This is a genomic window from Parabacteroides sp. KHUB-03, assembly GCF_056640975.1.
On record NZ_CM153257.1, the window covers coordinates 1,269,092 to 1,292,263 of the forward strand.

Here is a 23,172-nt window from a genome sequence, read left to right on the forward strand (position 1 = left end):
GTGGAAAATATTTTATTTGCCTTATTTACAAATAAAAGGAACCCGTCTGAAAAGTAAAATGCAAATATTACTTTTCAGACGGGTTCCTTTTGTTGTTGTGAGATATTTGCTAGTCTCTGTTAGAAAAATATTTCATAAATTGTGAACGTTCATATACTGCAGGATTGGAGATGTTTGCATAATTCAGCTTTCCGCAAAATTGAGAAATCGAATGGTAATGTGTCTGATGCATCCATTCTTCTATGCAGGTAAGTACTTGCGAAATAATTTCCGATCCATGTGTGTAAACTGCACTGCACATTTGTACTGCAGATGCTCCAGCCAAAAGACATTTGATAACGTCTTCCCAATCATGAATTCCTGTTGATGACGCAATGCTGATCCCCGGAATTTTTCCGGATATAATAGCTGTCCATCGAATTGTATCACTCAGATCCGAGTGGCTGCTAAATACGTTACCCGAAACTAACTGCATGTTATTAATATCAATATCCGGTTGATAGAACCGGTTGAATAAGACAACTCCATCGGCTCCGTTTACCTTTAACGTATTAACTAAATCCGGAATATTACTGAAATTTTTTCCTATTTTTAAGATGACCGGAATCGATACTGTCTCTTTAACTTTACGGATAATATTTACGTAAAGATCCCGTATTTCATTAAAGTCTTGCCCTATTTCAGTTTCAAGGAAAAATACATTTAATTCCAGGGCATCGGCGCCGGCCAGTTCTATTTGTTTGGCAAAATCAATCCAAGCATCGGCTTTATAGCAATTGATACTTGCTATAATAGGTATTGTACAAAGTTCCTTTGATTTTTTGATAAGTTCAATATAATCGTTTACCTGGTTGGCTTTTACATAACCTCGAATGTAGTCAGCAGCTTCTGGGTAATCGGAATCTTGCATAAGTATTTCGCTTTGCATTTCAATCTGTTCTTCGAAAAGAGACTTCAATACAATAGCACCAGCACCGGCTTTTTCAAATTCCTTGTTGCGTTCTGCTTTATTGGTTAACCCAGAACTGCCAACAATAAGCGGATTACGAAGTGTAAGTCCCGCATATTGGGTTTTAATGTCAATCATGTCGATTTAATTTCGTTTAACTTTACAAATATAGATATTTATTTTGTCAAGCCTTTATCTCCGTTATTTAAAATGGTTAAAAGACTAATACTCACGTTCGCCGAAGATGCTGGTTCCCACACGAATAATTGTACAACCTTCTTGAATGGCAGTTGGGTAATCATGGCTCATACCCATAGATAACTCTGTAAAATATTCGTTATTTTTGAAGTATGCCTCTTTGATTTCCAAAAACAAATTGTGTAACAAGTGGAACTCTTTACGGACTTGTTCTGTATCGTCCGTGTTTGTTGCCATTCCCATGATTCCGCATATACAAATGTTTTTCAATTCAAAAGGGGCTTTGCTTTCCAGTAGTTCTTTGCATTCTTCCGGTGTATAACCATGTTTTGTTTCTTCTTCTGCAACATGTATTTCCAATAATACGCGGACGATCCGGTTTTGTTTTGCAGCCTGTTTATTTACTTCCTGTAATAGCTTTAAAGAATCTATACTGTGGATCATATAAATAAACGGAGCAATGTCTTTTACTTTATTACTTTGTAATGGTCCGATAAAATGCCATTCAATATCTCCTGGCAGTACTTTCTGTTTGGCAGTCAATTCCTGTGCTCTACTTTCTCCAAACACGCGTTGTCCGGCATTATACGCTTCCTGTATAGCTTCTGCCGGATGAAACTTTGATACTGCAACAAGCTTTATGCCTTCCGGTAATGAAGCTTTCAGTCGTACTAAATTCTGGGTGATACTCATATTTGTTGCTTTTCTTCTGCCTGCTTCTTTTGTTCGGCTATCAGTTCTTCTCCCGTTTTTGGAGCAGAAGGGATGCTGTTTGCATCAAACGGGAATACGTCCATTAATTGGGTTTCAGTAACAGAGGCAATTGTATAATCGGCCATAGTTCCTTTCATTCCGTCTTCCAATACGGCAATAGCTTCTTTTAGTGTACAAGCTTGTGCAAGCATTTGTGCGGCAGTTTTCTTTTCTGCTCCGCTTTTTTCATCCAATGTGATAAAATAGACTTTTATTTTGTAAAAACGATCTCCATTTTCATTGAAGAATAGTTCGGAAAGGCGAGCCCGTTTAATGTCTGTTACAGTAAATTCGCCAGTTATGAAAGGGCGTATTTCTTCAATAATGCGAGCTTCTGCTTCTGTGAAAGACAGGGCATCTACCAAGTAAGGTTCGGTAACCTTTTTCTGCATTCCGTTTTCAAGTATCTTTTCGTAAGATACTTTGCATTCAAACCAATTATGCATATCTAATACATTTTAATTTTGTCTGTACTCTTGTTGATAATAAAAGTACAAATATAGACGCAATTGGGGAAAAATACAATAAAGTCAACTTTTATTCCATTCGAATGAAATGGAAAAAGAGATCGTTTCCGGAACTTTTTTGAATCTGCTTTTGTTATTAAGTTGTAGTGTGTTTTTCATGGTATTAGATTTTTAGATTAGTAATTAGGTTGTTCATCCGGTTCGAGAGGATAGGATGTAAGTTTCTAAATAAAATAGCCGGAATTGAAAAGGTTTTTTACCTTGCAATTCCGGCTATTTTATGATTAAAATTCATCATTGGCATACAGACTCAACAGATTGTTTAACTTATAATCGTAGATTTCTGTATCATTGAAAAATCTTTTTAATTCCATAGCTGCTGTTTCCGGCGAATCGGATGCATGTACAATATTTTCTTGTACACTCATGCTATAATCTCCCCGGATAGTTCCGGGTGCTGCATTCCTTCCGTTTGTAGCACCGGCTAAAGTGCGTACAACCTGTATAGCGCCAACACCTTCCCAACAACATACAATTACAGGACATACGCTCATTGCATCTTTAATTCTCTGAAAGAAAGGTTTTTCTTTCAGATGTGCATAATGTTCGCTTAAAATTTCGTCAGTCAACCAGGTCATTTTCATACCTGCCAGACGAAGCCCCTTTTTCTCAAAACGAGAAACAATTTCACCGATCAAACCGCGCTGAACAGTGCATGGTTTTAAAATTACGAGTGTTTTTTCCATTTAGAATTGTATTAAGAGATTAAACTAAAGTATACAAATCGAAATATGTGTAAATAATCCTATCTTTGTCTATAGTAAAAAACAGAGGAAAAAGTATCTTTTTAAATATTTCAAACATATTTTCTTTATATAATTCTGCAAGTTAATACGAATAAACAAATAAATGCAGAAAAGGATGGAGGAACTTGCTTAATTTAACACAAGTTAAAAAATTGCTAAGTTGTTAAAAGTTCTAATTTCCATTCTGGTTTTATTTCTGAGGCGATTCCAGATGATTTTTCATAAAATCACGTAGAGTCTGTCTGTTGACACCCAGTTTTTTACTGATATATAACTTCGTTTTTTTCTCCTTTAAAAATTTCAGGATTATTTCTTCTTTACCTGCTAGTTTACATTGATCCAGACTGAGACCTTTCGGGCGCCCCAATTTAGTACCTTCTGTCTTCTTTCTGGCCAAAGCTTCGCGGGTTCGTTGAGATATGAGGTTGCGTTCAATTTCGGCACTTAAACTAAATGCAAATGCTAAAATTTTACTGTTAATATTATTACCGAGTTCGTATCCCTCTTTTACTGTAAAAACAATAATATCCCTTTCCATACATTGATGCAAAAAACTCATAACTTGCATCAGATTACGCCCAAGGCGGGAAAGTTCAGTTGTAATAAGAATATCGCCTTTGCGTATTTGCTTCAGCAATTTGCCCAATTGACGTTCGGATATACCTTTCGTCCCACTGATTGTTTCATCTACCCAGCTATCAATACGCATATTTCTAGCTTTGATGAATTTTTCAATTTCAAATCTTTGATTGTCAGTGCTTTGTTTGTCTGTACTGACTCTTACATAACCGTATACCATACTATTATATATTAAGTAAATACAAAGTAAGATACGTTTTATGTATTAATCCAAAGAGTCGATTAGTAAAAACAAACTTTTTTTATCGGACTCTAAATTTTTGCAGGGTATTTAATGCCTTTCTTAAAATGATAATTTAAATGAATACGTATGGAGAATGAAAAAATTAAATAAAACTTGTACCTTTACAGGTCTAATTTATAGACTATTTACTTAGTGTAGTGAGTTCTTTTAGTATAAAAACGTCATGAAAAAATTATTATCCTTGCCTCCTAATTTGGTGGATTGCTTTCATAAAATAGAAAAAGTTGATGCGAATGAATGGTTTTGCACTTCCGATCCTGTCGGTGCACGTTTAGGTTCAGGGGGAGGAACAACTTGGTTATTAGAGTCGTGCCATAAAAGCGAAGCAAAGGAGATGCCTTTTTCCGAATGGTTATCTGCAGATAAAAGAATATTACTTCATGCCGGAGGACAAAGCCGGCGTTTACCCGGTTATGCTCCGTCGGGAAAAGTGTTAACTCCGATTCCTGTTTTTCGTTGGGCACGGGGGCAAAAATTATCTCAAAATTTGCTGTCGTTGCAATTGCCTTTATATGAGAAAATTATGCAAAAGGCTCCGGAGTCTTTGCATACATTAATAGCAAGCGGTGATGTTTATATCCGGAATAGTCAGCCTTTACAGGAAATACCTGATGCAGACGTAGTTTGTTACGGATTATGGGTTGAACCTGCATTAGCGACAAACCATGGTGTTTTTGTGTCCAGCCGGAAATCCCCGGATGAATTGGACTTTATGTTGCAAAAACCTTCTTTGGAAGAATTAGGAAGGTTGGCTGCAACGCATCTGTTTTTGATGGATATTGGTATTTGGCTGTTAAGCGACCGTGCTGTTGAATTGCTGATGGAACGTTCTTATGAGCAGAGTGACGGCATGATGAAAACCTATGATCTTTATTCTGAATTTGGTTTAGCTCTTGGTGAAAATCCTAAAATAAAAGATTCCGGACTGAATAAATTGAGAGTTGCCATATTGCCTTTACCCGGAGGTGAGTTTTATCATTATGGAACCAGCCGTGAATTGATTTCTTCTACTTTGGCTGTGCAGAACTTGGTACGTGACCAACGGGCTATTATGCAACGTAAAGTGAAACCGCATCCAGCTATGTTTGTTCAGAATGCAGAAATTCATCAGAAATTGACGGTTGGTAATTCTGAATTATGGGTGGAAAATAGTTGTATAGGTCAATATTGGACGTTAAATAGTAAACACATAATTACGGGTGTGCCTGTAAACAATTGGGCATTAAATCTGCCGGAGAGTGCATGTGTGGATGTGGTTCCTGTAAATGATAAAGATTTTGTTGCCCGTCCTTATGGCTTTAATGATGCGTTCAAAGGCGGTTTACTAGATAGTACTACTTCGTTTATGGGGCAATCTGTCATTGAATGGGCTTTGAAACGTGCAATACAATTGCCTGTTTGTAATGATATTCAGAATGCCCGTATATTTCCTATATGTAAATCGGTCGATGATTTAGGTATTCTTTTGAGATGGATGATATCTGAACCTGAATTGGCAGAGGGAAAAGAACTTTGGAAGTCTGCACTAAAAATGTCGGCCAATGAGTTATCCGATAAAGCAAATTTGCTTCGTTTGGTAGAGCAACGCGAATTTTTCAGAAAAAAAGATTGGCCAATGCTTGCGGCCAATCATGAGAAAAGTGTTTTTTATCAATTAGATCTGGCAGATGCCGCAGCGGAGTTCGTAAATAACAATATAGATCTTCCGGAACAACTTCCGGAAGATGCTTCATTGATGAAAAGAATACACAATCGGATGTTTAGAGCGCGTGTATTACAATTGCAGGGAAAATACTTTGCAAGCGAACAACAATATGCTTTTTCTTTATTACGTGATGGTTTGATTGGATCTATTGCGGATGATAAACAATATCCTCATCTTAATGTATATCGCGATCAGATTGTTTGGGGTAGAAGCCCTGTGCGGATAGACTTGGCCGGAGGTTGGACAGATACGCCTCCTTTTTGTATGTACTCGGGTGGTAACGTGGTAAATGTGGCGATCGAATTAAATGGCCAACCTCCTTTACAGGTTTATATAAAACCATCGAATGAATATAAAATTATTTTACGGTCGATAGACCTGGGGGCAATGGAATGTATAACTTCCTGGGATGAACTCAGAAACTATAATAAGGTAGGTTCTCCATTTTCCATACCTAAAGCAGCTTTGGCTTTGGCTGGATTCGTACCTGAATTTGCCTTGGAAAATTATTCTTCGCTAGAAGAACAATTGAAAAACTTTGGTTGTGGCTTGGAAGTTACATTATTGGCGGCTATTCCTGCCGGTTCGGGTTTAGGAACCAGTTCTATTCTTGCAGCTACGGTATTGGGGGCAATATCCGACTTTTGTGGCTTGGCCTGGGATAAAAATGAAATAGGCAACCGTACACTTATTCTGGAACAGTTATTGACTACCGGCGGCGGATGGCAAGATCAGTATGGAGGCATACTTCATGGCCTAAAAATACTCCAGACCGGCGAAGGATTTAGTCAGGCTCCTCTGGTTAGGTGGTTGCCGGAATATTTGTTTACCGATCCTGAATATCAAGCTTGCCATTTGTTGTATTATACAGGTATAACTCGTACGGCGAAGGATATATTAGCCGAAATTGTAAGGGGAATGTTCCTGAATAGCAATTCACATCTGACTTTGCTTTCGGAGATGAAGGAACATGCTCTTGATATGTATGAGGCAATACAGTGTGGCGATTTTGAAACTTATGGAACATTAGTGGGTAAAACCTGGGAACAAAATAAAGCATTAGATTCAGGAACTAATCCTCAGGCTGTGGAGCAGATTATTAACCGGATTAAAGACTTTACGTGGGGGTATAAGTTGCCGGGTGCAGGGGGAGGAGGCTATTTATATATGGTAGCAAAGAGCCCGGAAGCTGCTCTTCAGATTCGTAAAATATTAACAGCTTCCCCTCAGAATCCGAATGCCCGGTTTGTGGAAATGAATTTATCGGATAAAGGATTGCAAATAAGCCGTTCTTAAGGTTTTAGACTTGTTTGTAGCTAATTGGAATATTATCTACGTAATTTGGAACATTTTGGATTCCGAAAGGTGTTATACTTTTGCGGAGTTTTTAATGTGGTATATTGGTTGTGATGGTGAAAAGGTTTATTTGTTGGATATTTTTTATGCTGATTGCCTGGACGGCTAATGGGCAAAACACTGTAATAAGAGGAGTTGTTACCGATTCTATTACGGGGGAGGCTTTACCGTATGTTTCGGTATTGCTTGAAGGTACTACTATTGGGACAACGACGAATCTGGATGGACAGTTTTCATTTTCTACGTCATCCAAACCCCGGAATCTTCAGGTTTCATATTTGGGTTATGCGGAAAAGACATTAAAAGTAATTCCGGGAAAAACAAATACGTTTAAAGTACAATTAGTCCCTGTTTCTATTGCGCTTTCCGAGGTTGTAATAAAGCCTAAGAAAGAAAAGTATAGCAAGAAAGAAAACCCTGCTGTTACTTTCGTCAAAAATGCGATAGAAAGGCGCGAAAGCAATGATCCCCGTAATCATGATTATTTCCAGTATGACCAATACGAAAAGATGGTATTTGCCATGAACGACTTCCAGCCCAAACCCAAAAGGCAGGATGGCAAAGTCCGTAAATTTGATTTCCTGGTAGATTATATCGATACATTAGACATTGGAACGACAATTTTGCCGGTTTCGGAAAAAGAAAAAGTGTCAACGGTTTATTTCAGGAAAGATCCGAAAAGTGAGAAGCGGTTGATTAAAGGTTCAAAATCTGCGGGTGTTGATGAAATATTTTCGCGTGACGGTATTCAACAGTTTTTGGATGAGGTTTTTCGTGAAGTAAATATTTTTCAGAATGATATCCCTTTATTTTTGAATCGTTTTGTAAGCCCGTTGTCTACAATGGGGCCTAATTTTTATAAGTATTATCTGCTCGATACGTTGGAAATAGACAATCGTAAATGTGTTGATCTGGGTTTTGTCCCTTTTACTTCGGAAACGTTCGGTTTTACGGGACATTTGTATATTACTCTTGATTCCACCTATTTTGTCAAGAGGGTGAAGCTGAATGTACCGAAAGATATAAATCTGAACTTTGTCGGTGGTATGACTATCGAACAAACTTTTGAAAGGGCGGAGGATGGTACCCGCATTATCACGAAAGATGATATAAATGTAGATTTCAAATTGTCCCAAAAGTCAAAAGGTATGTATGCCCGCAGGCTCAATATATATTCTAATCAGTCTTTTGCCCCTCCGGAAGATCAATCTGTTTTTCAACAAAGTGCTCCTGTTATTACAGTGAAAGAAGCATTCAGCCAACCAGAGGATTTTTGGGATAATAACAGGCCGTTGGAGGCTGGTCGTCGCAAACAAAATACGGTGGAAGCTTTAATGGCTAAATTACGTTCCGTCCCTATTTTCTATATAACGGAGAAGGTTGTTTCCATATTGGTATCGGGGTATATTGCAACAAATAAAGATCCCCTGAAGAGCAAGTTCGAGTTCGGACCTATGAATACTACTATCAGTGGTAATGCAATTGAAGGAGCACGTTTTCGTGTGGGAGGAACAACTACTACAGCTTTTAGCAAAAGGCTTTTCCTTGATGGTTACGTGGCTTACGGAACAAAGGATGAAAAAATCAAATATGATGCCATTGCAGAATATTCTTTTATTGATAAGAAAGAATATCGAAAGGAATTTCCGGTACATTCCATACGAGCTGAGTATAGTTATGATATCAATCAGTTGGGGCAGCAGTATATGTACACGAATCAGGATAATATCTTTTTGGCATGGAAGCGTCAGAAAGATACCCGCGCTACGTATTTGCGTAAGGCGGAACTGACTTATTATCGTGAACATTACAACGGTTTGGCATATGGTGCAGTGTTAAGAAACAGGAAAGAATATGCTACGGAGTATGCCGTGTTTGATCGTATTGGGGCAAATCAGGAGATTTCGCCGGTGAAGTCGTATTCTATGACAGAATTAGAGTTTAAGTTCAGATTTGCACCGAACGAAAAGTTTTATCAAACCCGGAATTATCGTTATCCTATAACGTTGGATGCTCCGGTGTTTACTGTAAATCATATAACAGCACTTAAAGGTGCTTTGGGATCTTCATATACTTATAACCGTACGGATGTGGGAATTCAAAAACGTTTCTGGTTCTCTGCATTCGGATATACGGACATTATTTGTAAGGCCGGTAAAGTCTGGAATAAGGTTCCTTACCCTTTGTTGATAATTCCGAATGCCAACCTTTCGTATACGGTACAACCCGAATCGTACACTTGTATGAATGCGATGGAGTTTTTGAATGATGAATATGCATCATGGGATGTGACTTACTTCATGAACGGGGCTCTGTTAAACCGTTTGCCTTTGATAAAAAAATTGAAGTGGCGTGAAGTATTTTCGTTTCGCGGATTATATGGTAACCTGACTGAAAAGAATAATCCGGCAAATGGAGGTGAAGGGCTTTATTTATTCCCGGCTGGTTCTTATGCGATGGGTAAGGCTCCTTATATGGAAGTAGGAGTAGGGGTGGAGAATATTTTTAAATTTTTGCGCCTGGATTATGTCTGGCGTCTGAATTATAAAGATCATCCCGGCATTCAAACACGTGGCGTCCGGTTCAGTATGCATTTAACATTCTGATGTCAATTGTGTATATCCCGATTTGCAAAAAAACGAACTCATAGTTATGACTTTTCAAAATCATAACTATGAGTTATAAAAATCATTACGATGAAATCTTTCGATACATGTAAATTCAAACACGGTGTTTAGTCGTCTTCCCTGAAGAACAGGTCATAGTCTGTATCAATCTGGTAGTCGACTACTCCCCATTTTTGTAACCATTCAATGTCTTTTTTTGCATCCAGCAGATTGTCGTTATTCATTGCTACCCTGTATGGACGATTAACGCAAGCCATTATTTTAATGTTGTTCTTTTTGCACCATTGTATGATTCGCGAATTCAGTTCGTCAATGCCTGCAAACAGAAAGTAATAATCTTTTGTTTTTTCGCCGTTGGCTTTAAAGAATTCGTCTTTTTCCCTGATCAGCATTGTTATGTAACTTTTCCCTTTGAAATAGTTGCCATGGCCAATAAAGTAAGAAGACTTCAGGTAACCGGTCTGACTGAGTATCCGTTCTAATTCCTGATAAAATTCGAGACTGGGATTGTCTATTTTTATATCGATCATCAGTTCTTCTATTTTGCCTTTACAATGATTGCAATAATCTTCCATTGAAACAATTGTATTGGTTTTCCTTTTTAGTGGACGAAGTGCTTGTATTTCAGCCCAGGTAAGTTCCGAACCGGTTGCTTTCGAGTCGTAATCTTGTTCGAATGTCCGGTTGTGATAAAGGAATAGTTTACCGTCTTTGCTTTGTCTTACATCAATTTCTACTCCGGTATAGCCTCGTTTTATGGCTTCATCAAGAGCGCTAATACTGTTTTCAGGATAGAGACCGTTTTCTGTAACACCGCCGCGATGGGCAATCAACCGGTATTTCCGGTCAATGTTGGAACCGTTTACTTCTGAAATAAAAACAGAGAGTAAACCGATGATTAGAATTAAGTAAGTCTTCATAATTTATAGATTTGTGTAATTACTGTTTTGAATCAAAATACCGGAGCTTTTATCTATTTCTTCCTGTGGTAACGGAAAAAAGTAATTCTTAGGTCTTTTGAAATTCTTACGGCCTATATCTGTGGTGTTGGATGACGATGGATCGGCATAAAGTTTCTCTAAATCTATCCAATTGATACGATCCCAGCGAACCAGGTCAAAATGTCTTCGGTTTTCTCCCGCCAGTTCCAGACGCCGTTCTTTTATTAATTCGTCTTTTCCTGCGTTCTTGATAGCAGGCAAGCCGACACGTGCTCTCACGGTATTTATTTCTGTGTCGCCGGCCCCTGTGCCCGATTTTCTAATTTTGGCTTCTGCCACTAATAGGTAAATATCGGATGTACGCATTAAAGGGATCAGCAAGTCGAAATTGAGCTTACCATCGTTTGTAAAGGTAGTATATTTATTGAAATGGTACCCTGTTTCGGATTTGCTTGCATCATAATCCTGCAATTTACTGCCTATTTGAATCTTGTCTCCGGCAGCCCACATGGTCATGATTCTTCGCGGGTCGTTGCCGAAAGCTTCATATAAGTTGGGAAGTGGGTGGAAAAAATTCCAGCCTCCCAAATCACGGGGAGAAAAATAATAAATAGTGGATGTGTTACGCCAGGTAGATGAAGAGGCTACGTATAATAACATCTCTGTAGTAGGTGTGGATTTTTGCCTGAAATTGGCCTGATAATCTGTTGCTAATTTATAGTTGGCATTATTTATTACCTTTTCTCCGGCAGAGATTGCCTCATTTAGCAGGTTCTCTTTGCCGCTATAGCTAGACCAATGCATGTATAACTGGGTCAGGTAAGCATAAGCTGTCCCTTTGCTGATCCTTCCGGGAGAAGCCGTTTCATCTAACAATTCGGCTGCTTTTTTCAGGTCTTTTTCTATTTGCGAAAGCACTTCGTCGATATTTGCTTTTGGCTTGTTGTAATTAGCCGTTTTGACGTCATCCTCCAGTATTAAAGGTATTTCTCCATACGGAAGATAAAGCCACCAATAAGCGAAAGCCCTGAAGAAATATGTTTCGCCCAGACTGCGGTTTTTTATGGATTCCGAAATATTATTCATAGATGGAACATGAATTAATATATTGTTGGCTCTCGAGATCAATTCATATTTCCATTTCCAACCTGCTTTTAGCTGGGCATTTCCCGTATCGAATGTAAATGTTTCTATAGCTTCGTCTTCGGCATGGTCGCCTGCCCGGAACATATCGTCAGAACAGATATCCCATGTATAGTCTCCATGCGCAACAAAGTCTTCTACTATTAAAATACCATATAATCCGGTAACTGCATCCACTACAGCTTGTTCGTTTTTGAAGTAATTTCCCTCTGTATAGATACCTTTGGGGTCGGAAGACAGGAAATTTTCACAGGATGTTAGCATATACCCTGTAAGAAGGCATGCTATTATATATAAATTTATTCGTTTCATATCTGTAATTGTTTTAAATTAGAAATTAACTTTCAATCCCAGGATGAATTTTCGGCTGGCAGGGTATTGAGCATAGTCAACACCTCTTTGCTTGTTGCCATCCGTGTAGCCGATTTCGGGAGAATAACCTGTGTATGGAGTGATTGTGAACAGGTTTTCTGCCGTTACGTATAAACGAAGGGCGTTGATTCTGAGATGTTGGGTCAACCGTTTAGGAATATTGTATCCTAATGTGGCTGTTTTTAGTTTCAGATAATCTCCTTTTTCAATGAACAAATCTGAAGTACGATGATTCAGGTTAGTCCGTTGTGTTGACATCTTAGGAATGGAATTGCTGGTTCCTTCTCCGTGCCATCTGCCCAATGCTTCTGCATACATATTGTAAGAATAACTCGGATCCAGACCTTGCATCCGGTCTGCATTATACAGTTCGGCTCCGAAGCTGCCTATGAAGTTTAATGATAAATCAAATCCTTTATATCCGAACTTGGCCTGGAATCCTAGGATTGTATTCGGATTCGGATCTCCCAGATATGTACGGTCTTTTTCATCAATGACACCATCGTTGTTGATATCAACAAACCGGACATCACCCGGAGTGATATTACCTTTCTGAGGATCGTTCTGTATGTTTGGGTCGTTTTGTATCTCTTGCATGTTTTGATAAAGACCATCTGTTTTCCAACCATAAAAAGATGCGATGGGTTTACCTTCATAGCTGCGTGATATTTCCTGAGCCTGGCGTCCGTAAGAAACGGAACCGATATAGTTGTTGTTGCCGTATAACTTTAAAATCTTGTTTTTTACAAAAGAAAGATTCATACTTAAGTCGTACATAAAACCATTAGAAAGCTCTTGTCTAAAACCTGCTTCAATTTCCCAGCCCCTGTTTCTCATTTCTCCGATGTTACTGTCAGGTATGGTGGCGCGTCCCAGTGTCCCGATAGCTACGGTCGGGACCAGCATATCTACTGTTTTCTTATCAAACCATGTCACGGAAGCCGTTAATTTCTGATCGAAAAAGGTTCCGTCTATTCCTATATTTGTCATACCTGTCTTTTCCCAGGTTATTAAAGGATTGGATAAGCTGTTGATTTTGGCACCGCCTACTTGTTCTGCACCGAAGGTGTATTTGTTGCCGTAGTCAATGTTTTTTTTCATGATGGTAAGATACTGCAAGTCTGCTACGTCTTGATTTCCCAGTAGTCCCCAACCCCCGATTAATTTCAGGTTATCAATAAAGTTGACATCTTTCAGGAAAGATTCTTCAGAAAGTCTCCAACCCAATGAAAATGCAGGGAAGTAACCCCATTGCTGTCCCGGCGCAAATTTGGATGATCCGTCGGCGCGGAATGTCAATGTCAATAAATATCTGTTGTTGAATGAATAAAAACCGCGTCCGAAGAAAGAGGCCAGGGAGGACTCCGGATAATAATTTCCGTTTATGGCTCCCATTACGGAACCGTTATCCATAACCAGTTGATCATCGCTTTCGTCTGCAAAACTTTTCTTTGTTGCGTTAAAAAAATCACCTTTGTTTTTTTGGGCAGAGAAACCGGCCATAATATTCATATTATGTTTTTCTTGTATCTTCTTTTGGTAAGAAAGATATACTTCGCCCAGAAATGAATACCTGTTTTGATATCCTTGCTGCAATTCGGCATCATTTCTTTTACGCATCTGTTCGGTGACTTGTGGAAAAAAATCTTTGTAATTATATATGGTACCATCGAAAGCTGCATTTCCTTTTAAAACAAGATCATCTATGATTTTGAAATCCAGAGTTAAGGCTGCCAGTAAACCGTGGTTGGTTTTTTCATGCCTTTCTGTAGATATCTCATATACGGGATTGTTTATATCTCCTAATTCATTATTCTCTACAGCAGATCCCCAGTGTTCGTCGTCAATACGGCATGGAATTGCCGGGTTGAACCGGAGAGCTTGCCATACTACTCCATTATAGACAGAAGCCGTACTGGGATTATACCATTTACGGTAGGTATATTGCACACTTTGTCCTACTTTAAACCGGTCTGTAATCTGGTGGTCTGAGTTCAAGCGGAAAGATATACGTTCAAAATCTGAGTTCGTGATAATACCTTTTTCTTTGTAGTATCCGATACTGGACATGAAGTTTGATTTTTGATTGCCTCCGGTTAAACGTACATCCGCATTATAAACACTTCCCTGGTCAAATAACTCATCTTGCCAATTTGTGCGTTGAACTCCGTAGTAAGGATTTTCCCAAAATGTATTTACTGGAATGTTATCGTTGGCATAGCGTTCTTTTTTTAACATCACCAAATCAGGAGCAGTCAACAGGTCTAATGTTTTGCTAACATTGGCTATACCTGCAAAAGCATTGATTTCTACGTTTGTTTTTGTTTCTTTGTTTCCCCTCTTTGTTGTGATGATAACTACACCGTTTGCTGCACGCGTTCCGTAGATTGCAGAGGAAGAGGCATCTTTCAAGACTTCTATTGTTTCGATGTCATTCGGATTTATATCCGATATTTTACCCGAAGGAACTCCGTCTACTACTACAAGAGGATTAGAGGCATTCATACTTCCTGTTCCGCGTACGCGTATGGTCGGTTCCGCACCGGGAGAGCCACCGTCAGATACGATATCTATACCTGATGCCAATCCTTGCAATGCATTTGTCAATTGTGCTACGGGTAAATTTTTAAGGTCATCTCCTTTGATGGCTGCAATAGAGCCTGTAACATCACGTTTTTGTTGAACTCCATAACCGACAACAACAACTTCCTCTAATTTTTTCAAATCATCTTGCATAATGATTTGGATAGTTTTCTGGTTGTTGACTTTGATTTCCTGGTTTATATATCCAATATATGAAGCTATAATAGTACAACCTTGAGGAACTTCAAGTTCGAAATTTCCGTCGATGTCACTGATAGCTCCTATACTCGTTCCTTTCACCAGAATATTGACTCCGATAAGCGGATCTCCTGCAATATCTTTTATATTTCCTTTGATAATGATATTTTTCTGCTGAGGTGAAGTTGTGGGAGTGCTTTTTAAAGAAAACTGAGTCTCTTTTTCTTTACGGAGAACAATTTGCCTGTTATTAATAATATAGGTAATACCTGTGTTTTTGAGTGCTTCTTCCACTATTTTTTCTACAGGTTTGTTTTCCAGATCAACATGAACTTTTTGGTTCATGTTGATTTTGTCGCTGTGGTAGAGAACTACATATCCGCTTTCTTGTTCAATATAAGAAAAAACATCTTTCAGAGACATGTTTTGCAGGTTCTCTGTTAACTCAAATTTCTCCTGTGATACAGAGTATCCGTGTAGCGGCAATATAGAAAACGATGCCACCGTCGTACATAAACAGATACATTTTAGATAATTAGTCTTTTTTAGACTAACCTGTTTTCTTTTTTTCATACCTTTGTTTTCTAATTCTTTTATGTGTAACTTTTTAGGGAATTCATAGGATCGGATAATACGACCAATATTATCCGGTCTTTTTTTGTTTTTCTTTTTTCTTCAATAGGCATTTGTTTTTAGTAATTAATATGTTATTTCCCGACGAATAAATAAAAACCAGTTTCTTTATTCCCTTTACATTCTAATGAAAGAGATTCTTCTATGTTTTTCAGTACACCTTCTATGTCTTTTCGTAAATCGAGTTTTCCCGAAATAGGAATATCGGCTACTTCTGTAGCATAATTTATGTTGACACCATAAAAACGGGATAATTGATTTAAGACATCGCTTGTTTTGTCAGAGTCCAGAAACAGTAAATTGTCTTTCCAACTTGTATATTTAAGTACATTGACATTTTGTGTAGTCGTTTTTTCTGGTGTGATATATGCCAATTGATCCGGTTGAAGTACTATTTTTTCTTTCTGGGTGGTTTCTATTTCCACTTTACCATGTACCAGTACGACAGATCCGGCTTTATCCTCTTTGTAGGCAGATACATTAAAAGCTGTTCCCAGTACTTTTATGTCGAAATTGGATGATTTGACAATAAACGGAGATTTGGGATTGGGCGCTACCTCTAAATAGACTTCTCCTTCTATCACTATTTCCCGTTTGTTTTTGTCGAATATCCGGGGGTATATAACTCGGCTTCCTGCGTTTATATAAGCTTTGGTTCCATCGGAAAATATGATTTCCGTACGTTTTCCTTTAGGGACTATTATTTGGTTTAATTGTATTTTACTATGGTGAATATCATCATGTATTGAGTCTTTGATTTGTTCCCGGGGAATTGTTAAAGAACCATCCGTACTATAATGAAGTATGGATTTGTCTTTTAGCTTTATGTGCGTTTGAGGAGTCATCAGACAAATATCGTCTATGCGTTCGATAGTTGTCATGTTATCCAGTAGTTGGGTCGATAAAGTATGATTGTTTTTGAAGTGGTTATTGTAAATATTCAGAGAAAGAAAGATACATACGATTGCTGTGGCTGAGTATGATATCCAAAAGATTGTGCGTGTAAATGTACTTTTTTTCTGGGAAGAGGTTTTTGCATAAAGTTGTTTTTCTACCTCCTTCCAGGAGTTGTCTATTTCCTTTTTATTTATCTTTTCAGTCTGTTTAATAAGTGACAGAAACTGTTGTGATTTATGGATAAATAAATTGTTATATGTGCTCTTTTTCTTGTTCACTCGTCAATCTTTTTTATTAATACGAGGTGTTTTGAAAAAGGTACTCGTTAAAAGCGGATGGTTAACATTCTTTTGCAAATTCAGGGTTTAGCCAGTTTACAATATCTTTGATTTTAGGTGTATGGATGATGGAAATTACTTTATTTCCATGTATCTGCGCCTCTTTCCATTTCAGAAAATATAATTCGCGAAATTTAATGAGGGAGCGATATAGTAGATTTTTACTGGATTGGTAATTGATATCGAAAGCGGAAGATATATCAGCATGACTAACTTCTGCAACATAAAAGAGATAAAGTATTTCCTGTTGACGTAATGGAAGCTCCATGAAAGCGAGTTTCATAATCGCGTATTTGAGTGAAGCAGATTTATCTGTGGCTGATAGAACCGATTCGCTTTCAAATGTGAGTATTTCATCAATACAAGGGAACATTTCCTTTTGCTCACTTTGAGCTTTAAGCATGTCATAGAGATGATTTCTGAATGCTTTTAATAAGTAACCTTTAACTAATGCTGTTTTCGATAATGTACGGTGGTTTTGAATCAGACGGACAAAAAGATTCTGTATGCAATCACGTATCAAATCTTTGTCTGCAGAAAATTTACAGCCATAATTATATAAAAGAGGATAAAATCGCTTATATAATTCTTCGAAAGCTCTTTTATCTCCTTTGAGGCACAACTCCCATATTGCTTCATCGGAAGATCTTTTCATTTTGCTACAATTAATGAGGACAAAAGTATAATGTTGTTTTTTCAAATATATTTCAAAATAATTACAAATGGAATATGTGGTTTTTAATCATATATTTTGATTTGTACCTCTTTCATTTTAATAGCGGCGACAAGATAGGCAATTTTATTAAAAAAGAAAAAGGATTAGAAATTTTCTTTCTAATCCTTTTTTGAGGAAGAGGTTCCTGGCGGATTCGAACCGCCGTGAACGGTTTTGCAGACCGCTGACTAAGCCACTCATCCAAGGAACCGGATGTTTTGTTTAAATTTTAAAGTCTTGTGAGGTTCCTGGCGGATTCGAACCGCCGTACATGGTTTTGCAGACCACTGACTAAGCCACTCATCCAAGGAACCGATATATGTATGCAAAAATCCTCATTTTGCGAGTGCAAAGAAATAGAATATATTTGGAATAACCAAATGTTTTATTCTTTTTGTTGCTTTCTCGAAAATCCTTTATACGTGGTCTGGCTATCTATTTCATTGGGTAACTGTAATCTTTTCAACGTAATATTGTAGAAGTAGGAAAAATGCAGTTACTTTGCTATCTCGTTTAGATAAAAACAAAAATATGACATATATTGAAACAGAAATACCCGGTGTTTGGATTATTGAACCAAAAGTGTTTAATGATGCGCGGGGATATTTTATGGAAGCGTTCAAACAATCTGATTTTGAGTCGCATATCGGGCAGGTTAATTTTATACAGGATAATGAATCTTGTTCTACTAAAGGAGTGTTAAGAGGGTTGCATTATCAGTTGGCTCCTTATTCTCAAGCAAAGTTGGTACGCGTGATAAAAGGAAGTGTTTTGGATGTTGCAGTCGATGTACGTGCAGGTTCTCCTTCATATGGAAAATATGTAGCGGTTGAGTTGTCCGGAGAGAATAAACGTCAGTTTTTTATTCCTCAGGGATTTGCCCATGGTTTTCATGTTTTAAGTGATGAAGCCATATTTACATATAAGGTTGATAATCAGTATATGCCTTCGCATGAAAGGGGGATTCGTTTTGATGATCCGGCTATTCATGTGGATTGGAGCATTGAAGATCTTGAATGTGTTAATCTCTCTGAGAAAGATAAAAATGCACCTTGTCTGAAAGATGCCGAACTAAACTTTACATTTTAAACGATATACTAAAGGGAATACAAATATGAAAACTTATTTGGTTACCGGTGCAGCCGGTTTTATTGGAGCCAACTTTATTAAATATATGTTGGCAAAGTATCAGGATATAAAAGTGGTAATACTTGATTCGCTGACATATGCCGGTAATCTGGGTACAATTGCAACAGATATAGACAATAATCGTTGTGTGTTTGTAAAAGGTGATATTTGTGACAGGACATTAGCAGATGAACTGTTTGCCAAATATCAGTTTAATTATGTAGTTAATTTTGCTGCCGAAAGCCATGTGGACCGTAGTATAGAGAACCCTCAATTATTCCTTATCACTAATATACTTGGTACGCAAAACTTGCTGGATGCAGCCCGTCAGGCATGGGTGACGGGAAGAGACGATCAAGGTTATCCTACCTGGCGTAAAGATGTTCGTTTCCATCAGGTTTCTACAGACGAAGTATATGGGAGTTTGGGTACCGAGGGCTATTTCCACGAGACAACCCCTTTGGATCCGCGTAGCCCTTATAGTGCTTCAAAGACTAGTGCGGATCTGTTTGTAAAGGCTTATTTTGAGACGTATAAAATGCCTGTAAGCATAACGCGTTGTTCTAATAATTATGGTCCGTATCATTTCCCGGAAAAATTGATACCTCTTATCATTAAGAATATACTGGAAGGTAAAAAACTACCTGTGTATGGTGATGGAACAAATGTTCGTGATTGGTTATATGTGGAAGATCACTGTAAGGCAATTGATGCCGTTATTCATAATGGACGTGAAGGAGAAGTTTATAATGTAGGCGGACATAATGAAAAGCAAAATATTGAAATTGTGAAATTAACAATTCGTACAATCCGTCAATTGATGACCGATCAGCCGGAGTATCGCCAGATACTAAAAAAGAGAGAAATAGATGCTGATGGCCGAATCTCTGTCGAATGGATTAACGACGATCTGATAACATTTGTAAAAGACCGTTTAGGACATGACCAGCGTTATGCTATCGATCCTTCTAAAATTACCAAAGAATTAGGCTGGATTCCCGAAACATGTTTCGAAGCAGGTATCGAAAAGACAATCCGTTGGTATTTGGAAAACCAGAAATGGGTAGAAGATATTACAGGTGGTGATTATATGAAATATTATGAACAAATGTATGCCGGAAGAGAATTGAAGTAAACTCCCGGCTATTCGGCCAATTCTTCTGCTTTTGCATGTATATGTGTCGAAACGTGTTCTGCTACAAGGCTGCCCGCTAATTCCGGTGCAGCCTCTTTTATTTGTTTCCGTATAGCTTCACGTATATTATGCCGTATATTAGTTCTTGTACTATCCAGTTCTGCTTGTTTTGCTGGTTTTAAGAAGTCTTTATATTTGCATTTTACGATTTTGTATTTGAAATCATCCAGGTTTCCTTTGATATCGATACCCAGCTTGAATGGTACGGGGGATTTTAGTACTGAGATATGATAATCGAATGTCATATCCAGATTGTGTGTTCCGCCAACAGCCACTTTGTAACGGTCCATTTCTACTAAAAAAGGGAATACTTCTATTTTATCATCATGTATGGCGAGATCTACGGAAATACTATCTATCATATTACGCTTTTTGTTCTTAAACATAAGTGTTTTTGATATTTCGGTAAATGTCTCACCATCTAGTAATACCATGTTTTTTCCATGCAAATAACAGGCCGAATTCAAAGAAGGCAAAATAACAGACATTGTAGAGTCTATTTTGCAGGTAGCCGTAACTTGGCAATCCACAACGCCTTCAAACGAGCGGAGCATTGGAACTAATGTGTCAATGGCAGGGTAGAGACTTATTAGTTTTTCCACCTGGATTTGTTCCAGATCAAGATCAAAGCCTGCGGTGGCACCTTGTTTGTTTTTTGCTGTATATACCATGGTCAGTGTTCCACATCCCATGTTTGAGTGCATATTTAAATTGCTCAAATTAACGCTTTGATCTCGCAAAATAACTTCTCCTTGTACATTTTCCAATGCCAGGTCTTTGAAATCGATGCGCTTTGCGTTGGTATGAAGTGTAACATCTATATTTGCCGGAAGTATGAATAACTGATCGGTTGAATCGGTTTCTGCATCGGTTACGGTCGCTTGTATATCTTGTGTGTTCATATTGGTTATAGTACCGTTGCTAAGTGCTGTTAACTCGGAAGATACAGGGTGTTGCTCGGCATATTGCATGCCATTGTTCAGAGCTTTCATTAACTGGTTGCAATCTATATAGTCTGATGTGAGATTGAAATTCCCTGTTAATTTTCTACCACGGAGCATTGCCTGGCGAATATGATTTATTTCTCCGCTTAATTTCAAATCGCTTTTTCCCAGATGCAGACGGGCATCTGTAAGAGTAGCTGTATTTGTGTCGAATTTTACACTTGTTTGTTCCATATGCATCGGAACAGGAAAAAGGTGGCTGAATGCCCGTAATTGCTTGAAGCTGACGTTCCCGCGTGCTTCCCATTTTCGTAATAGTTTATTTGTATAGTCCAGAGAATCTTGTTTTGCTTGTGAAGTGGTTTTGGTGCGTTTACGTACAACTTGTTGAGAGTTGCCAGACCGTAACCTTCTCTGCTGAGCCGCTTCACGATAAGGTAAAGCTTCAATATTGAATTGACTGCCAGTTAGAATTGCTCCGGTTCGTATAGGTGACATGAAGTATTTTAATGTATCGACATTAATTGTTGCAGCTATTGTTGGAATCCGTTTGTTTGTTGCAGATGCTTTCATACCCCCTTGCAAAGATGTGTGTCCTGCAATAACCCATACGGAGTCAGGTAAACGACTGCTTAAGTGATCGAATTTTATACCGGCAACTAAAGGTATTACAGCAGTGGTATCAATAACCGGAGTCGTGTTTGCCTGCATTTCTAATTGCCTGATCTTTGTATTTATATCGTCTTTATATGTTATATTCATTGTATCGATTGCCAAAGTGGCATTCAACAATCCTTTTTTATTCAGATATTTGCTTTCATTTTTTGTCGAACCTATAAAGAAACGGGTACCGACAATATACATATCCATGTCTAAAGGTTTGCTGAATGCTTTAAAATGGTCAATGTTTAAAATACCGGCGGCTTGTACTTTCCCATACCGGCTGTTTAATATATCGTTTACAGTAAATATTGCTTTCAGATCAGCTTCCAGTTTTCCCTCAAGTAATAAGGTGTCAGGATTTAGAAATTCTTTTGCCAAATGTGTAAAATCAACCTGCCCTTTTATTTGGGTATTGATTGCCGGGTTTTTGAACACATTGGTTACTTTTCCATTCATATTGAAAGACGTGTTCTGACCTTTTACGGTTAATTCTTCCAGAGATATGTAAGAGGAATCCGGATATTGTCCGTTCAAATGAATATCCAGATCCATTTGTATAGAGTCTATTCCCTGTTTTATTCCGCTTATGTGATAAGAGCCGTCATTTATTTTGCAACATAAATTGACTGAGGGAGTTATGCTGTCTCCAAATTCTCCATGAATATTTCCATCCAGAATAATACTTCCTTTTGCCTGCATTTTTTCCCTATTTTGGAAATAAGCATCGGGTATGAATTTAAGCAGGTCGTTCATGTCAGAGATTTTTAATCCCATATCCATATCGATACGCATACGTTTGCTATCCGGTATTGTGATAATTGATCCATCAGCGGTAAAAGGAAGAGAGTTGATTAATAATTCAGCATTTTTCAGTGTAATAGTATTGTAGTTGTTGCCGAGTTGTAATCTGCTTTTCAGTTTCAACGCAAGTTTATTTTGTAGTGTATAAGCCTGGCTGCGGAATAAAATAGAAGATGTTCCTGTTTCTATGTCCAGTGTGTTTTCTCCTTTGGTTAGTGAACCATCTATATTAAGGAAGAATCCTTTTATTTCCGTAAATACGTCTTGTTGTCGGTCATCGTATGTGAAATGTCCGTTTGATATGCGTACTTTTTGTAAATCTATAGGAGGCAAAGACTTTTTGTTGTCGTTGTCTGTAGATGTGCTATCATTTTCGTTATGATATATATCCCAGTTTGTTCTACCAGCTTTATTAACAAATCCGTAAAAACGCGGATTGTCTATGATTACTTCACCTATTGTTATTTTTCCACCAAATAAATAATCGGTCGGACGCAATGATATGGTTGCGTTGTGGAAACTTAATAATGAATCCGATGGTATATGCAGACTCTCTTTGTGCATAGTGGAGTCTTCACCTAGATGAGAAATTAGCCGTCCATTGGTGAGTCGGATGCCCAAATGAGGATAGGTCTCAAAATAAGTAAGTTCTACTTTTTCGCATTCCAGATGTGCGTCGAGGAATTCATTTGTTTTTTGTATTACCAGAGGTGTTAGTTTTTCGGGAGGGAGAACCCCCCATTTTAGTACGCCGAATCCGATGGTGGGTAATATAAAAAAGAGAGTAATTAAAACTACTGCAGATACTATAAATATTTTTTTCTTGCTCTTTGCCATAATCTTTCTTTGTTTTGCCTTACAAATGTATATAAATAAA

Annotated in this window: 15 protein-coding genes and 2 tRNA genes; 4 read left to right on the top strand and 13 right to left on the bottom strand. The window is 37.9% G+C overall.

The window, feature by feature from the left end:
- Positions 1 to 109: 109 nt before the first annotated feature.
- The 5 genes from ACYIB7_RS05505 to ACYIB7_RS05525 form a co-directional block, all read right to left on the bottom strand.
- The gene (locus ACYIB7_RS05505) at positions 110 to 1,087 is read right to left on the bottom strand and encodes a dihydroorotate dehydrogenase-like protein (protein ID WP_103983507.1); all 978 of its coding nucleotides are present in this window, start codon (positions 1,085 to 1,087) and stop codon (positions 110 to 112) included.
- A gap of 84 nt (positions 1,088 to 1,171) precedes the next feature.
- Positions 1,172 to 1,840 (bottom strand): YggS family pyridoxal phosphate-dependent enzyme, encoded by a 669-nt coding sequence (locus ACYIB7_RS05510; protein WP_103983506.1) that lies wholly within the window; start codon positions 1,838 to 1,840, stop codon positions 1,172 to 1,174.
- Positions 1,837 to 2,346, bottom strand: coding sequence for a DUF4494 domain-containing protein (locus tag ACYIB7_RS05515; protein ID WP_103983505.1), 510 nt, complete (start codon positions 2,344 to 2,346; stop codon positions 1,837 to 1,839). Before ACYIB7_RS05515 ends, ACYIB7_RS05510 begins: the two co-directional genes overlap by 4 nt.
- A 305-nt stretch (positions 2,347 to 2,651) precedes the next feature.
- Positions 2,652 to 3,113: a nucleoside-diphosphate kinase gene (ndk, locus tag ACYIB7_RS05520; RefSeq protein ID WP_103983504.1), complete on the bottom strand. Its 462-nt coding sequence runs from the start codon at positions 3,111 to 3,113 to the stop codon at positions 2,652 to 2,654.
- Between the two features lie 250 nt (positions 3,114 to 3,363).
- On the bottom strand, positions 3,364 to 3,972 hold the full coding sequence (locus ACYIB7_RS05525; RefSeq protein ID WP_103983503.1) for a master DNA invertase Mpi family serine-type recombinase: 609 nt from the start codon (positions 3,970 to 3,972) through the stop codon (positions 3,364 to 3,366).
- 247 nt (positions 3,973 to 4,219) lie between these two features.
- Here ACYIB7_RS05525 and ACYIB7_RS05530 point away from each other — a divergent pair, with 247 nt between their 5' ends.
- Together ACYIB7_RS05530 and ACYIB7_RS05535 are read left to right on the top strand one after the other, a co-directional pair.
- Entirely contained in the window at positions 4,220 to 7,057 is a 2,838-nt protein-coding gene (locus ACYIB7_RS05530) for a bifunctional fucokinase/fucose-1-phosphate guanylyltransferase (RefSeq protein WP_480338302.1), read from the top strand.
- 113 nt (positions 7,058 to 7,170) lie between these two features.
- Positions 7,171 to 9,723 carry a DUF5686 and carboxypeptidase-like regulatory domain-containing protein gene (locus ACYIB7_RS05535; RefSeq protein WP_103983501.1) on the top strand — a complete coding sequence of 851 codons (2,553 nt, stop codon included), beginning with the start codon at positions 7,171 to 7,173 and terminating at the stop codon, positions 9,721 to 9,723.
- A gap of 128 nt (positions 9,724 to 9,851) precedes the next feature.
- Here ACYIB7_RS05535 and ACYIB7_RS05540 read toward each other — a convergent pair whose 3' ends face one another.
- The 7 genes from ACYIB7_RS05540 to ACYIB7_RS05570 all read right to left on the bottom strand — a co-directional run bounded on the left by ACYIB7_RS05540 (position 9,852) and on the right by ACYIB7_RS05570 (position 17,878).
- Positions 9,852 to 10,664, bottom strand: coding sequence for a glycerophosphodiester phosphodiesterase (locus ACYIB7_RS05540; protein ID WP_103983500.1), 813 nt, complete (start codon positions 10,662 to 10,664; stop codon positions 9,852 to 9,854).
- A 3-nt stretch (positions 10,665 to 10,667) separates the two neighbouring features.
- A complete protein-coding gene (locus tag ACYIB7_RS05545) occupies positions 10,668 to 12,140 on the bottom strand; it encodes a RagB/SusD family nutrient uptake outer membrane protein (RefSeq protein ID WP_103983499.1) in 1,473 nt (490 codons plus the stop codon).
- A gap of 18 nt (positions 12,141 to 12,158) precedes the next feature.
- A complete protein-coding gene (locus tag ACYIB7_RS05550) occupies positions 12,159 to 15,554 on the bottom strand; it encodes a TonB-dependent receptor (RefSeq protein ID WP_103983498.1) in 3,396 nt (1,131 codons plus the stop codon).
- A 134-nt stretch (positions 15,555 to 15,688) separates the two neighbouring features.
- Entirely contained in the window at positions 15,689 to 16,789 is a 1,101-nt protein-coding gene (locus tag ACYIB7_RS05555; protein WP_480338303.1) for a FecR family protein, read from the bottom strand.
- Positions 16,790 to 16,850: 61 nt separating this feature from the next.
- Positions 16,851 to 17,504 (bottom strand): RNA polymerase sigma factor, encoded by a 654-nt coding sequence (locus ACYIB7_RS05560; RefSeq protein WP_480338304.1) that lies wholly within the window; start codon positions 17,502 to 17,504, stop codon positions 16,851 to 16,853.
- Positions 17,505 to 17,703: 199 nt separating this feature from the next.
- Positions 17,704 to 17,775, bottom strand: a tRNA-Cys gene (locus ACYIB7_RS05565).
- Positions 17,776 to 17,806: 31 nt separating this feature from the next.
- Positions 17,807 to 17,878, bottom strand: a tRNA-Cys gene (locus tag ACYIB7_RS05570).
- A gap of 217 nt (positions 17,879 to 18,095) precedes the next feature.
- Here ACYIB7_RS05570 and rfbC point away from each other — a divergent pair.
- Both rfbC and rfbB read left to right on the top strand, forming a co-directional pair.
- Entirely contained in the window at positions 18,096 to 18,653 is a 558-nt protein-coding gene (gene rfbC / locus ACYIB7_RS05575) for a dTDP-4-dehydrorhamnose 3,5-epimerase (protein ID WP_103983495.1), read from the top strand.
- 25 nt (positions 18,654 to 18,678) lie between these two features.
- Positions 18,679 to 19,827, top strand: a complete 1,149-nt coding sequence (rfbB, locus tag ACYIB7_RS05580; protein ID WP_103983494.1) for a dTDP-glucose 4,6-dehydratase — start codon at positions 18,679 to 18,681, stop codon at positions 19,825 to 19,827.
- Positions 19,828 to 19,835: 8 nt separating this feature from the next.
- Here the strand turns inward: rfbB and ACYIB7_RS05585 are convergent, their stop codons facing one another.
- The gene (locus ACYIB7_RS05585) at positions 19,836 to 23,132 is read right to left on the bottom strand and encodes an AsmA-like C-terminal region-containing protein (protein ID WP_103983493.1); all 3,297 of its coding nucleotides are present in this window, start codon (positions 23,130 to 23,132) and stop codon (positions 19,836 to 19,838) included.
- Positions 23,133 to 23,172: the final 40 nt, after the last annotated feature.